This is a genomic window from Microbispora sp. H10670, from assembly GCF_014161385.1.
Lineage (GTDB): Bacteria > Actinomycetota > Actinomycetes > Streptosporangiales > Streptosporangiaceae > Microbispora > Microbispora triticiradicis.
The window spans coordinates 262,661-276,356 of the sequence record NZ_JABBWW010000004.1 but is presented as its reverse complement, the minus strand read 5'-3'; the positions used below and the strand labels follow the sequence as shown (position 1 = coordinate 276,356).

The window sequence follows — 13,696 nt, the reverse complement described above, 5'->3', positions numbered from 1 at the left end:
TCGTCATGGACCCCGGACTCATCCTTCTGGTCTTCCTGGCGTTCCTGTTCGCGTGGCTGCTGAACAAGGTGCGCCGGTTCTTCCGGCTGGGCACGGTGGCCTACGCGGGGGTGATGATCGTCTTCGTACTGGTCATGCTGCTCCTGTGGGGCCAGCAGCACCGCTGACGCACGTCGCGGCGACCCCCTCCAGCAGGCAGGCCAGCCCGAACTCGAACCGCTCGCCGTAGGTCTGGTCCCGGGCCTCGACGACCCGCCGGGCGAACTGCGGGTAGGCGCCGCTCTCGATCACCTCGCGGATGTACGGGCCGACCCCGGCCCGCCACTGCTCCTCCGTCAGGCCGGTCCGGCGTTGCGCCTCCTGCTCGGCCGCCTCGCGGGAGACGGCTCCCGCCACGTAGTCGCCGACGAGGGCGACGACGCCGGCCGCCAGCGTGATGTCGGAGGTGAGCTGCCCGGCGGCGGCGAGCGCGTGCTCCATGCCGCGTAGGGAGTTCGGGCCAAGCGCGGGCCGGGTCGCCATCACCGCGCCGAGCCAGGGATGACGCAGAAGCGTCGCCCGATGCGCGCGCGCCATCGCCGCCAGGTCGGCCCGCCAGTCCCCGGTCAGCGGAGCGGGCTCCGTCTCGCCCGCGATCGCGTCGACCATCAGCTCCAGGAGCTCGTCCCGCCCGGTCACGTACCGGTAGAGCGAGGTCGTGCCCGAGCCGAGATCGGCGGCGACGCGCCGCATGGAGAGCGCGTCGAGCCCTTCGGCGTCGGCCAGCGCGATCGACGCCTCCACGATGCGCCCGACCGTCGGCGCCTGCCGCCGCGGCGTGGGCCGTTCCCGGCCCCACACCCGGCCTGGAAGTGAGCTCTCCGCACCCATGGCGCCCATCGTACCGGTGCGGGTACGGTGTTCCCATTACGGGAACACCGTACCCGAAATTGGAGGGGGACCTATGCGTACGACAGAGGTGCTGGTCGTGGGAGGCGGCTCGGTGGGACTGGCCACGGCGGTCTTCCTGAGCCACCACGGAGTGAGGACGCTGCTGGTGGAGCGCGACGAGGGTCCGCGGTCGCACCCACGGGCCACGGGAATCGGCGTCCGGACGGTGGAGATGCTCCGGGAGACCGGCCTGGCCGGCGCGGTGGACGCGGTCGCCCTCGACTGGTCGGCGGGAGCCCTGGGCAAGGCGAGGGCGCGGACCCTGGCCGACCTGGCGGAGACCGCCCCGCCCGCGCCCGCCGTCCCCCGGCAGGCGCCCTACAGCCCCGCCGCGTTACGCGGCCCCTGCCCGCAGAACCGGCTGGATCCCGTACTGCTCGCCGCCGCCCGCGAGCGTGGCGCGACCGTGTCGTACGGCACCGGGCTGGTCTCGTTCACCCAGGACGAGGAGGGCGTCACGGCCGTGCTGTCCACGGGAGAGCGGGTGCGGGCCCGCTACCTGGTGGCGGCCGACGGCGTCCGCAGTGAGGTCCGGGCCGCGCTGGGCATCGGCCTGACCGGTCCGGGCGCGCTCACGGAACCGGGGCAGAACATCCTGTTCCGCGCCGACCTGCGGGAACTGGTCCGCGGACGGCACTTCGTCGCCTGTGAGATCACCGATCCGGCCGCGCCGGGCATGCTCATCACGATCGACGGCGAGAAGGAGTGGGTGTTCCTCACCGGACTCGACCGGGAACCGGCCCCCGCGCTGATCCGCGCCGCGACCGGCGTGCCGGATCTGGACGTGGAGATCCTCAGCACGCTGGTCTGGCGGGTGCGGGCCCAGGTCGCGGAGCGGTTCGCCCAGGGGCGGGTGTTCCTGGCCGGAGACGCCGCGCATGCCGTGCCGCCGCTCGGCGCCTTCGGCCTCAACACGGGTGTCGCCGACGGGCACAACCTGGCCTGGAAGCTGGCCCTCGTGCTCCGCGGCGAGGCCGGCCCCGCGCTGCTCGGCACCTACGACACCGAACGCCGGCCGGTGGCGTCGCTCACCATGGAGCAGGCGCTGGTGCGGATGTCCGACCCCGCCCTGCACTGGGGCCACGGCCCCGCCGCCGCGGAGGCGCGGGCGGCGGCGGGCGTTCTCAACGCCCCGGTCGTGCACCTCGGCCAGCGGTACGTCTCCGCGGCCGTGATCGACCCGCGGCCCGAACTGCCCTCGGCCGAGGACGTGGTCGCCTGCCTCGACGGTTCCCCCGGCTCCCGGATGCCGCACGCCTGGGTGTCCGAGGGCGTGTCCACTCTCGACCTCGTACGGTCGCGGTTCACCGTCTTCACCAGGCGGCCCGGCGGAGACCGCGACGAGGCGGGCGGGGCCGCGTGGCCGGCCGAGGCGGCCAGGCTCGGCCTGACCGCCCACGCCGTCGATCTGGCCGCGATCCCGCCGGGCGGCGCGCTGCTGGTGCGCCCCGACGGGTACGTCGCCTGGCGGGCGGAAGGCGGCCCCGAACGGCTCGGCGGCGTGCTCGACCGCCTGCTGGCCCGCGGGCGGGACGGCTAGAAGTCGAACGACCTGCCGATGATCTCCTTCATGATCTCGGTGGTGCCGCCGTAGATCGTCTGGACCCGGCTGTCCAGCCAGGCCTTGGCGACCGGATACTCCAGCATGTAGCCGTAACCGCCGTGCAGCTGGACGCACCGGTCGACGACCTTGTTCTGCAGCTCGGTCGTCCACCACTTGGCCTTGGCCGCGTCCACCGCCGTCAGTTCCCCGGCGTTGAGCGCGCGTACGCACTTGTCCAGATAGTGGCGGGCGATGTCGACCTCGGTGGCCAGCTCGGCCAGCACGAACCGGGTGTTCTGGAACTTGCCGATGTTCCGGCCGAAGGCGGTGCGGCTGCGGCAGTACTCGATCGTCTCCTCCAGGACGGTCTCCGCCGCCGCCACCGCCGCGACCGCGATCGACAACCGCTCCTGCGGCAGGTTGTTCATCAGCTGGAAGAACCCCTGGCCCTCCTCGTCGCCGAGGAGGTTGGCCACCGGCACCCGGACGTTCTGGAAGAACAACTCGGCCGTGTCCTGGGCGTGCATGCCGACCTTCTCCAGGTTGCGGCCCCGGGTGAAGCCCTCCATGCCGCGCTCCACCATCAGCAGCGACGTGCCGCGGGCGCCCGCCGAGGGGTCGGTCTTGACGACGACCACGACGAGATCGGAGTTGATCCCGTTGGTGATGAAGGTCTTCTGCCCGTTCACCACGTAGTGGTCACCCTCACGGACGGCGGTGGTGCGGATGCCCTGCAGGTCGCTGCCGGCCCCCGGCTCGGTCATCCCGATCGCCGTGATCAGCTCGCCGGACGCGAAGCCCGGCAGCCACCGCTGCTTCTGCTCGTCGTTCGTGAGGTCGACCAGGTACGGCGCCATGATGTCGTTGTGCAGGCCGAAGCCCAGGCCCGTCGCGCCGACACGGATGATCTCCTCGACGATCACCGTGTTGTAGCGGAAGTCGGAGATGCCCGAGCCGCCGTACTCCTCCGGCACGGAGAAGCCGAACATGCCCAGCTCACCGGCCTTCTTCCACACCTCGCGGGGGACGATGCCGTCCTTCTCCCACTGCGCGTGGTGGGGGACGACCTCACGGGCCATGAACTCACGGACGGTCTCACGGAAGAGGTCGTGCTCCTCGTCGAAGAGGTCTCGCCGCATCAGGTACGCCTCCGGGGCAGGATCGGTCAGCGCCACCAGAATACGATTCTGGTCCCGCCCCGGTCGATCGGCTCTTTCTCGTACGGCGGGTCACAACTCCGACACCATCGCCATAACGACCCCTTTGACCACTTCCGTACCTCTAAGATCTAGCTCGCGTTTGCTGTAGGCCCGCCAGGGCGCGGACCTTTGATCGGAGTATGTGGTGAAACGGTGGAGAGCGGGTCTCCCTAGGACCATGGCCGCCTTGGCCCTCGGCCTGGCCGGCACGGCGGCGATCGTCGTACCGGCGGTGACGGCCACGGCCAGTACCGCCGACCTCGTCGTCGACTACGCCTGTAACCAGGGCATCGCGGGGACGGGATCGGGCACGGTCTATCTCCGGACGAAGCTCACTGTTCCCACGACGCTGAACGTCAAGGATCCCCTCAACGTCGCCTGGAACCTGGCGTACCGGGACGCGACGCGTTTCGGGGCGCCCACCCTGCTGCCCAACGGCGGCAGGATCTACGTGACCGGAGAGGTCAACCTCAGCGACGGCTGGCAGGGACAGTTGCAGCCGGTGGGGAGCATCGACCAGACCGAGGCGATGAAGAAGGGCACCCCCCTCACCCTGCCGACCACGATCTCGGACTTCGCGTACACCACGAGGGCCGGCACGGTGACGGTGAAGCCGGGCAACCTCTATGTGGACTTCCGGCCGCCCGCCTCAGAGATCATGGTCAACGACGACGACCCCTCGATCACCTACAGCCCGGGCGACTGGAACAACGTCGACGACCGGCCGAGCGGGGACAACGACTACCACCTGGACTTCCACCGGACCACCAAGGCCGGCGCGTGGGCGTCGCTCACCTTCACCGGCACCGGGATCGAGTACGTCACGCAGCGGGACCGGCGCGCGGGACCGGTCGAGTTCTGGGTCGACAACCAGTTGGGGACGCCGCCGCGGGTCAACCCCTCCCGCAACGACGACGACACGATGGTGAACGACTCGAACGTCGGGGGCCAGACCCTGTGGAGCTTCAAGGGGCTCGACTACGGCCAGCACACGATCACCATCAAGAACGTCGAGGACAAGCGGACGCTGCTGGACGCCTTCCGCGTCATCACCGGTGAGCTGCCCGGCCCGCCGCCGCAGTACCGCGCCACGTGCACGCTCATCAGCGCTCCGGTCGCCGTGCAGGTGACCATCGGCGGCGGTGACACGCCGGGCAGTCCTTCGGGCAGCCCGTCCGGGGACACCTCGCCGTCGGTGTCGCCGAGCGGTTCGCCGAGTGGCACGCCTGACGGCAACAGCCCGTCGCCGAGCGGAGGCTCGCCGTCTCCGTCGGTGTCGCCGAGCACGACGCCGAGTTCTTCTCCGTCGGCGGCGGCGACGCAGAGCTATCTGACGAGCGTGATCGTGAAGGGCAGCCCGTCGCCGACGGCGACGCGTACCGTGACGCTGACCGCGACGCCGACGGTGGCGCAGGTGGCGGTCACTCCGCAGGGCGGCGCGCAGACCGGTGAGGCTCCGGAGCGGATGGCCGCATCGGGCCCGCTCCTGCTCGGCTCCGGCGGCGCGCTACTGATGATCGGCGTGCTCAGCGGCGTGGCACTGCTGCGGCGCAGGGCGGCGCACGCGGGCGAGCGGGGCTGAGGAGGATGACGATGAACCCGACTCCTGAGGGCGGCACCCCCGCCCAGGACCCACAGAGCGGCCAAGCCGCGCAGAAAGCGCAGAGCGGCCACGCCGCGCAGAGCTCCCAGAGCGTGCCGGACGCGCAGGGCGGCACGAGCCCGCAGGGCGTCCAGGGGGACGCGGCGGGGAAGCGTAGGGGCCTTCCGCAGCCGGTTCTCGCGACGCTGCTCGTGGCCGGGTCGTTCGGCGGCATCGCCGCCGTGATGGCGGGCATGCTCGCCGTGCTGTCGCCCGGCGGCTCCCAGGACGCCGGTCAGACGCCGGGCGTGCAGTTGAACGTGCAGGACGCCGGCAGCGTGGCGTTGCTGCCTCCGACCGTAGGCCCGGGCGGGCCGGGCGTGCCGCTGACGGCGGCGAACGCGACCGCGCCGCCGCCGCAGCCCGCCATCCAGCCGATCGGCCCGCTGACCCTCACCACCACCACGGCCTCGTCGTCCTCCTCGCCGGTGTCCTCGTCCTCGAACACGGCGAAGACGAGCACGGCGAAGACGGCGACGGCGAAGAAGGTCACCGGCAGGCCGCTGAAGATCAGCATTCCGTCGATCGGCGTGAAGGCCGCCGTCGGCTCCGTGGGAGTGCAGAAGTCCGGCGCCATCCAGGCGCCGCCGCTGAGCCGGCCGAGCCTCACCGGGTGGTACCGCTTCGGGCCCGCCCCCGGCGACCAGGGGCCGGCGATCATCCTCGGGCACGTCAACACCCGTAAGGGCGCGGCCGTGTTCAGCCGCCTGCGCGAGCTCAAGCGCGGCAACAAGATCGCCGTACTGCGCGCGGACGGCAAGACGGCGATCTTCACGGTGGACGGGATCGAGCAGGTCAGCAAGTCGGCGTTCCCGACCAAGCGGGTCTACGGCAACACGATCACCTCCTCGCTGCGGCTGATCACCTGCGGCGGCGTCTTCAACGCCAAGCAGCACAGCTACACCGACAACATCGTCGTCTACGCCACGCTGACGGCGACCAAGGGCAAGGGTAAGTAGCCCGAGTCCGCTCGCCCGTGAGGGGCGCCGTCGCGCCCCTCACTCCGGCGGGTGGTCAGCCCAGCCCGATCACCTCTTCGCCCTCCCGCGCCTCGCGCTCGGGCGGGTCGACCGGCTCGCGGCGTCCGGCCGCACGCGCGGCCCGGGCCGCGCGCTGGACCAGCAGCGTTCCGGCCACCGCCGCGAGGGCCACCACGACCAGCGCGTACGGCTCCCGCCAGGGCGGGGAGCCGCCGTCGTCCGCGGCCGCGGCTCCGTCCGGCCGCATCGATCGTGCGGCCTGCGGGGTCGGTGGCGCGAGCCCCGCCTGCTCCGCGGCCTGCCCGGACCCCTGCTCGGACGAGGAACCCGGCGGGGTGGCGAACGGCGCACGGGCGGGGATCACGGTCGCCGCCTTCCAGGGGAACCCCGGCGGCTTCACCCGGCCCCAGTAGTCCGTGATCTCCGATCCGGCCTGCATCGCGTACTGCGGCGGGGCCGGCTTCAGCGTCCCCGGCACGGTGAGCGTCCCCACCTCGTAGGGCGCGAACTTGCCCTGCACGCCCTGCACCCGCCACCGCCCGGCCGGCACCGTGATCGTCGTCGCGTAGTGGGCGGGATCCGGCAACGGCGTCCCGCCGAAGCTCAGGGTCGTGCCGTCCTCTCCCGTCAGCAGCAGGCCGGTCGGCCCGAGCGCGCCGTAGTCGTCGTACGGATGCGTGCCGTGCTGCAGCACCCAGTAGCCGACCGTGTAGGACACACCGGGCCGCAACGTCGCGGGCAGCGGATCGAGTTCGGTGACGGCCCAGAACCCCGCGCGGGCGTGTGCGGGCGGCGCCGTCACCAGGACCGCCGCCAGCGCGGCGAGTGCCATGATCAGTCGTCTCATCTCAGTCAACCTCCGTCCTGCTTACCGCCGGAAGTCCGTGGGGGTTCCCTGAGAATTTCCTGACTTCCCGCTGCATGTGGTTATGGCGGTGGTCAACTCCTGGAAGACTGATGGCCAACCTGTACGCGACTGAGGTGGCGGGAGAGACGGCGTGGCCGACCCGAGCGTCCGGCAGCGGAGTGGCCGGCGACGAATCGCGGCGCGGGTGGCGGCGGGAGCGACGGCGGCGTTCGCACTGATGACGTGGCCGGTGCTCGCGGCGAGCGGGACCAAGACCGTCCTCTACTCCTGCACCGCGATGGGCGGCGGCCAGGGGACCTACCCGGTGAGCGTGACCCTGCTCGGGCCCGACAGCCCGACGGTGGGCGGCAACGTCCCGGTCACCTGGCGGATGGCCCCCGCCACGACCGCCGAGGGGCAGACGCCGATGCTCGCGCCGACGGCCGTCGCGTCCGGCGACGCCGTGGTCGCGGAGGGCGTGATGAAGGTGACCGGCACCCCCGTGGTGAGCGGGTCTCCCTCGCCGTCCCCCAGCGCAAGTGCGAGTCCCAGCGCCAGTGCGAGTGCCAGTGCCAGTGCCAGTGTGAGCCCCAGCGTCAGTCCCAGCGCGACTCCGAGCCCGAGCCCGCCCGCCGGTGACACGGATCCGCAGGGAGACACCGACACGACGCCGCCCCCGGACGAGTCGGATCCGGCGACGGGGTCCCTCGCCGCGGAAGGCGGCCGCACGCTGAGCCCTTCGGCCAGAGTGACCGCCGAGACGCCCGTGGCGGCGCAGGCCACCCTGTCGCCGATCCCCGATCTGGTCGTCACGCTGACCCCGACGGCCACCGGGGTCGTCGGGGTGGAGGCCGGCGACTTCACGCTGCGTCTGCTGCCGTCCGGGACCGGCACGGGAGCGGCGCTCTACACGTGCACGCTGCCGGCCTCCGCGGCCGGGGCCTCGCTCGCGCTCACCGTCGCCGCCTCGGCGTCGCCCTCCGCCTCTTCGTCCGCGTCGCCGAGCCCGTCGGACACCGATGACGACGACACGACCACGACGCCCAGCCCGACCGAGACCACCACGACGACGGCGACCGCGACGGCGACGGTCACGCACACCGCCACGGCCAGGGCCACCACGACCGTCTCCCACACGGTGACCGCGCAGGTCAGGACGACCCCGGTCGGCGGCGCGCAGACGGGCGCGGGCGGAGACGCGGGCCCGGACGCCCGGGTCGTCGTGCTGACCGGCCTGCTGCTGATGGCCGCCTCCGCGGCCGGAGGCCTGCTGCTCCGCCGGCTCGGCCCGGGCGCGCGTCCGTACGGCGGGCGGTAGCGTGGCGTGACGCGGATATGACGAAAACATGACCAGGTTTGGGGAATCGGCGGCGACGATGGGGCTTTTGTCCGTAAAATCTCTACCCTGTCGTGACCGTACTCTGGAATGCTGGTACGCCTGTTCATCCTGAGCACAAGTAGGGGAGAGAAGTCAGTGCTGAAGTCCAAGGCGCGGGGCCGTGTCGCCGGGAGGGCCGCCGCGGCCGGAGTAGTCAGCGCGGGCGTCCTCCTCGGCCTGACCGCGCTCGGCGCGCAGGCCGACGTGAAGACCGTCAGCTACACCTGCACCCCGTCCGCCACCGGGGCCACGCCCGTCAACCATGACTTCACCGTGTCGCTCACCGCGAACACGGCGGCGACCGGCACGCAGTACACCGCGACTTTGAGCATCGCGGCGGTCGCGCAGTCGCCGTTCCCGGCGCCGGTGGCGATCGAGAGCGGCGCGTCGATCCAGCTGCAGCCCAGCGTGGCGGCCACGGTGCTGCCCGCCACGGCGACCGCGGGCGTCTCCACGCCATCGCCGACCAACTCGGTGACCGCGAACGTGGCGGCCCAGGGGACTATGCCCCCGCTGCCGGTGGCGACGCTGACCGTCACCCCGTCCACCGGGGCCACGTCCGTCGCCCTCACGGCGAAGAACTTCACGATCAACATGCTCGCGCCCGCCGCGACGGGCACCGTCACGACGACGCCGACCCTGCTCTACACGTGCGCGATCGCGGCGTCGGGCACCAACACGACGCCCGCGTCGGCGACGATCGCGGTGACGGCCTCCTCCAGCGCGACCCCCACTCCCAGCCCTTCCGCCACGCCGAGCGCGACGCCCACGCCGCGCGGTACCCGCACCGTGTACGAGACGGTCACCGCGAACACCGCGACCGACAAGGCGACGACCAGGCAGGAGCAGGTTCCCCACACGCCCGCGGGCGGCGCCGCCACCGGCGGCGGAGGAGACGCCGGCCCCGACGCGCGCCTGTTCGTGCTCACCGGCACCGCGCTGATGCTGGCGGCGGCGGGCGGCGGGCTCGTGCTCCGGACCCGGCGCAGGCCGGCGCGGCAGTAGGACGGTGCCATGACGACCCCGCCACCTGGACAGTACCCGCCGGGCCAGCCGTACGGCATGCCTCCCGGGCCGGGCGGTCAGGGGTACCCGCAGCCGGCCTACGGCCAGCCCGTCTTCCAGCCGGTCGTGCTGCCCCCCCAGATGCAGCCCGTACAGCAGCAGCCGCAGCCGCGGCAGGAGCCGCCCACGGGCGGCGCCGCGCAGACGGCCCGCCGTGTGCTGATCACCGCGGCCATCGTGGGGCTGGTCACCGTGCTCGTGGGTGTGGTGATCATGGTGAACCACCCGGACGAGTACGCTCCGTCGAGCCGTACGTCGCTGAAGATGGTGGTTCCACAGAACGGCCTGGCTCCGTCGGTGGGCCCGGGCGGCGTGGGGCAGCCGCTGACGCAGGCGGTCGCGGGCGCCCCGGCGCCGTTGCCGAAGCTCCCGGCCGCCCCGGCCCTGCAGCCGTCCACGCCCAAGCGTCTGGTCATCCGGAAGATCGGCGTGAACGCGCCGATCAGCTCGGTCGGGCTGGACCGCGCCGGCGCGATCCAGACCCCTCCGATCAACAACCACAACCTCGTCGGCTGGTACCGGGGCGGCCCGACCGTGGGAGAGGCCGGTCCGGCCGTCATGCTCGGCCACAAGGACACCGTCTCGCGCAGCGCCGTCTTCAGCCGCCTGCACGAGCTCGCGTACGGCGACACGATCGAGGTCCTCCGCATGGACGGGACGATCGCGGTCTTCACCGTGGGCGGCATCGAGCAGGCCGACAAGCAGACGTTCCCGACGAACCGGGTGTACGGCCAGGCCGCGGACGCCGAGCTCAGGCTGATCACCTGCGGCGGCTCGTACAACCGCACGACCGGTCACTACACCGACAACGTCATCGTCTACGCACTGATGACCGGCACCCGCCTGGCGAAGTCGAAGTCCTGAACCGGGCGGCCCGCCGGAAAGGGTCGTGGAGAACGCCCCAGGAGGGCTATCGTCTCTTCGACCGATCATGAGGAGGGCCTTGTGGGCTGGTTGTCGAATCTCCTGCTCCCCGGCCGGCTGCGCACAGGCCCCACGGCACTGCTGCCCGCCCGGCCGGACCCGAAGACACTGCTGGCGATAGCGCAGCTCGCCGATCCCGAGGCGAGGCCGGACGGGGACGACGTCCTCGCGGGCGGCTCGCGCGTCCAGCCCCCGATCGAGCTCGGCCCGGACCTCCTGGCCAAGCTCGGCGTCCCCGGCGAGGAGCCGCTCTGGGCGTGCCGGATCGCCGCCGACGGCCCGCTGCCGGTGGACTTCTTCGACAAGAGCCTGGCCGAGGGCATCGCGTACCGGCTGGGCGGCTGGTCGGTCTGCCAGGGCGAGCCGGTCGACCCCGCCGAGGAGGACGGCGGCGATCCGGTGGTCTACCTGCCGGCTGTACCGGAACCCGAGGAGGTCCTGCCGGTCCTGGCGGGGCTGCTCCACGCGGACGCCGTGGACGGTGCCAGGTGGCCGGAGGGCGAACTCGTCGACGGCGTCGTCCACGTCCCCGTGCGCCGGGGCAGGGTGGCCGACGTGTACGCGGACGACGACCTGGTGATCACGATCGAGGAGGGTCACCGCGTCCCGCCCGTCGCCCAGGCCCGCTGGCCGTACCTCACCGAGATCGCCGTCGCGAGAGTCTCGCCGGCCGGCCGTACGGAGGAGACGCGGCCCGCCGCCGAGGCGACCGGAGGAACGGGAGACACCGCGGACGCCGACGACACGGCCGCCGTCGCCTCCGGCGACGAGGTTCCCGTCGCGCCGGGCGAGGAGACCGCGCGTCCTGAGGACGTGGATGATCCGGACGCCCTGGAGAGCGACGCCGCGGAGACCGGTGCTGCGGAGACCGGTGCTGCGGAGACCGGTGCTACGGAAACCGGGGTGGTGGAAGGCGGTGCCGGGTCCGGCGACGACGCGGTCGCCGTCGCGCGGGACGCGCTCGTCGGGCGGGCGGCGGTGGCACTGGAGATCGCCCAGCGGCTGCAGGGGATCGCCGCCGACAGCCGGGGCTTCCAGCTCGCCGAGCCCGCCGACGTGCTGCCCGGGGGATATGCCGGAACCCCGCTCGCCTGAACCCTGCTCACCTGAATCCTGCCTGTACCGCGCCTGCCCCGACGAAAGCTCTGGTGTAACCTCTCACTAACCGAACATTGCTCGGTTTTGCTCGGGAGGCACTGTGGCAGAGGCGTACATCGTCGGGGCGGTCCGTACTCCGGTCGGCAGGAAGAAGGGCGGGCTCTCCACGGTCCATCCGGTCGACCTCGCCGCGCACACGCTCTCCGCGCTGGTCGAACGCACCGGGGTCGACCCCGCCGCCGTCGACGACGTGATCATGGGCTGCGTGATGCAGTTCGGCCCGCAGTCCATGGACATCGCGCGCAACGCCTGGCTGAGCGCGGGGCTGCCGGAGACGGTGGCCGGCGTCACGATCGACCGGCAGTGCGGATCGTCGCAGCAGGCCGTCCACTTCGCCGCGCAGGGCGTGCTGTCGGGCACCCAGGACCTGGTCGTGGCGGCCGGCGTGGAGTCGATGTCGATCGTCCCGATGGGGTCGAGCATCACGGCCGCCCTGGAGAAGGGCATGCCGTTCCCGTTCGGCGACAAGTGGGTCGAGCGGTACGGCACGCAGGAGATCTCCCAGTTCCGCGGGGCCGAGCTGATGTGCGAGAAGTGGGGCCTCACGCGGGAGGACCTGGAGGTCTACGCCTACGAGAGCCACCAGCGGGCGGCCAAGGCGATCGCGGGCGGCCACTTCAGGGAGCAGATCGCCCCGGTCGGCGACGTGGCCGACGACGAGGGGCCGCGGCCTGACACGACGCTGGAGAAGATGGCCGGGCTCAAGACGCTGCGCGAGGGCGGCCGGATCACCGCGGCCACCTCCTCGCAGATCTCCGACGGCTCCGGCGCGCTGCTCATCGCGTCCGAGCGGGCGGTGCGCGAGCACGGACTCGTCCCGCGCGCCCGGATCGTCACCCTGGCGCTGGCCGGGGACGACCCGGTCTACATGCTGACGGCCCCGATCCCGGCCACCCGCAAGGCGCTGGACAGGGCCGGGCTGTCGATCGGGGACATGGACGTCATCGAGATCAACGAGGCCTTCGCCCCGGTGCCGCTGGCCTGGCTCAAGGAGATCGACGCCGACCCGGCCAGGACCAACCCCAACGGCGGCGCGATCGCCCTGGGGCACCCGCTCGGCGGCACCGGCGCGATCCTCATGACCAAGCTCCTGCACGAACTGGAGCGCACCGGCGGCCGGTACGGCCTGCAGACGATGTGCGAGGGCGGTGGCCAGGCCAACGTCACCATCATCGAGCGACTCTGACCCACCGGCCCGGCACGCCGGTGGAGCTCACCGTTGATCCATCGGTGCTCGTCTCGGTCTGAGGCGACCGCCGGGCGGCGAGAAGAAGGGCACTCCGGGCCGGCCGGAGTGCCCTTCGATGTGCGGACGGCCTACTTGGCCTTCGGGAGTCGCCGAGGCTGCCGTACGGGCCTCATGGGCGGCGCCGGGATCTGGCGTGGCGGGGGCGGGAAGGAACGCCTGGGCTGCGGGGTGCGCGGGTTCTGCTTGCCGCCGTCACCGCTTCTGCCGGACACGCGAGTACGCATAAGGGATCTCCTGGTACGTCGAGACGCGGCACCGAGGTGCCGTCACTCAGCCGCCGCGTCGGATGGACAGGGCCGGAAAGCTGAGCGGATCAGCGTGGGCTGATCAGCGGTCGCCGTAGAGAATCCACATGCCGGTGACCCTAACAAGGTGGCGCAACCGGGCACAAAGGATTTTTCGCGCGTCTAATCGTCACCAAGTGTGGGCCGTCGGCGTACAAGCGGAGTCCAAGTCGACTCCCAGATCATCCCAAGTCCGGTCGTGTCTACTCATATCCGTCAGAGAGACACAGTCCCACCAGGAGTGATCCCAGTGAAGTCCATCAAGCGCGCCGCCGCCGTTCTCGCCACCACGGCCGTGGCCGTCACCACCTTCGGCGTCCTGTCCTCCCCGGCGCACGCGATGAAGCCGGAAGGCTGGTACCGCTGCTACATCTCGGGTTACGGCTGGATGTACTGCTACGACGTGTGAGCCACCCGGCTCGTCCTTGCTCCACGGGCCCGGCCCCGTCCCGCAGCGTCGCGGGGCGGGGCCCGTCCCGTTTCCGGGCGAAGTCGTT

Annotated in this window: 13 protein-coding genes; 10 read left to right on the top strand and 3 right to left on the bottom strand. The window is 72.0% G+C overall.

Annotation, left to right across the window (positions count from 1 at the left end):
- Nucleotides 1–5 precede the first annotated feature (5 nt).
- The gene (locus HHX33_RS08660; protein WP_165900601.1) at nucleotides 6–167 is read left to right on the top strand and encodes a hypothetical protein; all 162 of its coding nucleotides are present in this window, start codon (nucleotides 6–8) and stop codon (nucleotides 165–167) included.
- Here HHX33_RS08660 and HHX33_RS08655 read toward each other — a convergent pair.
- On the bottom strand, nucleotides 133–870 hold the full coding sequence (locus tag HHX33_RS08655; RefSeq protein WP_182874108.1) for a TetR/AcrR family transcriptional regulator C-terminal domain-containing protein: 738 nt from the start codon (nucleotides 868–870) through the stop codon (nucleotides 133–135). The two genes, HHX33_RS08660 and HHX33_RS08655, sit on opposite strands and share 35 nt — an antisense overlap.
- A 73-nt stretch (nucleotides 871–943) precedes the next feature.
- Here HHX33_RS08655 and HHX33_RS08650 point away from each other — a divergent pair, with 73 nt between their 5' ends.
- Nucleotides 944–2,470 (top strand): FAD-dependent oxidoreductase, encoded by a 1,527-nt coding sequence (locus tag HHX33_RS08650; protein WP_182874107.1) that lies wholly within the window; start codon nucleotides 944–946, stop codon nucleotides 2,468–2,470.
- Here the strand turns inward: HHX33_RS08650 and HHX33_RS08645 are convergent.
- On the bottom strand, nucleotides 2,467–3,612 hold the full coding sequence (locus HHX33_RS08645; RefSeq protein WP_182874188.1) for an acyl-CoA dehydrogenase family protein: 1,146 nt from the start codon (nucleotides 3,610–3,612) through the stop codon (nucleotides 2,467–2,469). The two genes, HHX33_RS08650 and HHX33_RS08645, sit on opposite strands and share 4 nt — an antisense overlap.
- A gap of 238 nt (nucleotides 3,613–3,850) precedes the next feature.
- Here HHX33_RS08645 and HHX33_RS08640 point away from each other — a divergent pair, with 238 nt between their 5' ends.
- On the top strand, nucleotides 3,851–5,254 hold the full coding sequence (locus HHX33_RS08640) for a hypothetical protein (protein ID WP_182874106.1): 1,404 nt from the start codon (nucleotides 3,851–3,853) through the stop codon (nucleotides 5,252–5,254).
- 11 nt (nucleotides 5,255–5,265) lie between these two features.
- Nucleotides 5,266–6,273, top strand: coding sequence for a class F sortase (locus tag HHX33_RS08635; protein WP_182874105.1), 1,008 nt, complete (start codon nucleotides 5,266–5,268; stop codon nucleotides 6,271–6,273).
- Nucleotides 6,274–6,328: 55 nt separating this feature from the next.
- Here HHX33_RS08635 and HHX33_RS08630 read toward each other — a convergent pair whose 3' ends face one another.
- On the bottom strand, nucleotides 6,329–7,141 hold the full coding sequence (locus tag HHX33_RS08630; protein ID WP_182874104.1) for a hypothetical protein: 813 nt from the start codon (nucleotides 7,139–7,141) through the stop codon (nucleotides 6,329–6,331).
- Nucleotides 7,142–7,292: 151 nt separating this feature from the next.
- Here HHX33_RS08630 and HHX33_RS08625 point away from each other — a divergent pair, with 151 nt between their 5' ends.
- From HHX33_RS08625 to HHX33_RS08600, 6 genes are all read left to right on the top strand, one after another.
- Entirely contained in the window at nucleotides 7,293–8,459 is a 1,167-nt protein-coding gene (locus tag HHX33_RS08625; RefSeq protein WP_182874103.1) for a hypothetical protein, read from the top strand.
- Nucleotides 8,460–8,615: 156 nt separating this feature from the next.
- Entirely contained in the window at nucleotides 8,616–9,524 is a 909-nt protein-coding gene (locus tag HHX33_RS08620) for a hypothetical protein (RefSeq protein WP_182874102.1), read from the top strand.
- 9 nt (nucleotides 9,525–9,533) lie between these two features.
- Entirely contained in the window at nucleotides 9,534–10,448 is a 915-nt protein-coding gene (locus HHX33_RS08615; RefSeq protein WP_111699937.1) for a class F sortase, read from the top strand.
- 81 nt (nucleotides 10,449–10,529) lie between these two features.
- Nucleotides 10,530–11,603: a hypothetical protein gene (locus HHX33_RS08610; protein ID WP_182874101.1), complete on the top strand. Its 1,074-nt coding sequence runs from the start codon at nucleotides 10,530–10,532 to the stop codon at nucleotides 11,601–11,603.
- Nucleotides 11,604–11,706: 103 nt separating this feature from the next.
- Nucleotides 11,707–12,852, top strand: coding sequence for an acetyl-CoA C-acetyltransferase (locus HHX33_RS08605; RefSeq protein WP_111699935.1), 1,146 nt, complete (start codon nucleotides 11,707–11,709; stop codon nucleotides 12,850–12,852).
- 597 nt (nucleotides 12,853–13,449) lie between these two features.
- Nucleotides 13,450–13,608 carry a hypothetical protein gene (locus HHX33_RS08600; RefSeq protein WP_182874100.1) on the top strand — a complete coding sequence of 53 codons (159 nt, stop codon included), beginning with the start codon at nucleotides 13,450–13,452 and terminating at the stop codon, nucleotides 13,606–13,608.
- The last annotated feature ends 88 nt before the right edge of the window (nucleotides 13,609–13,696 follow it).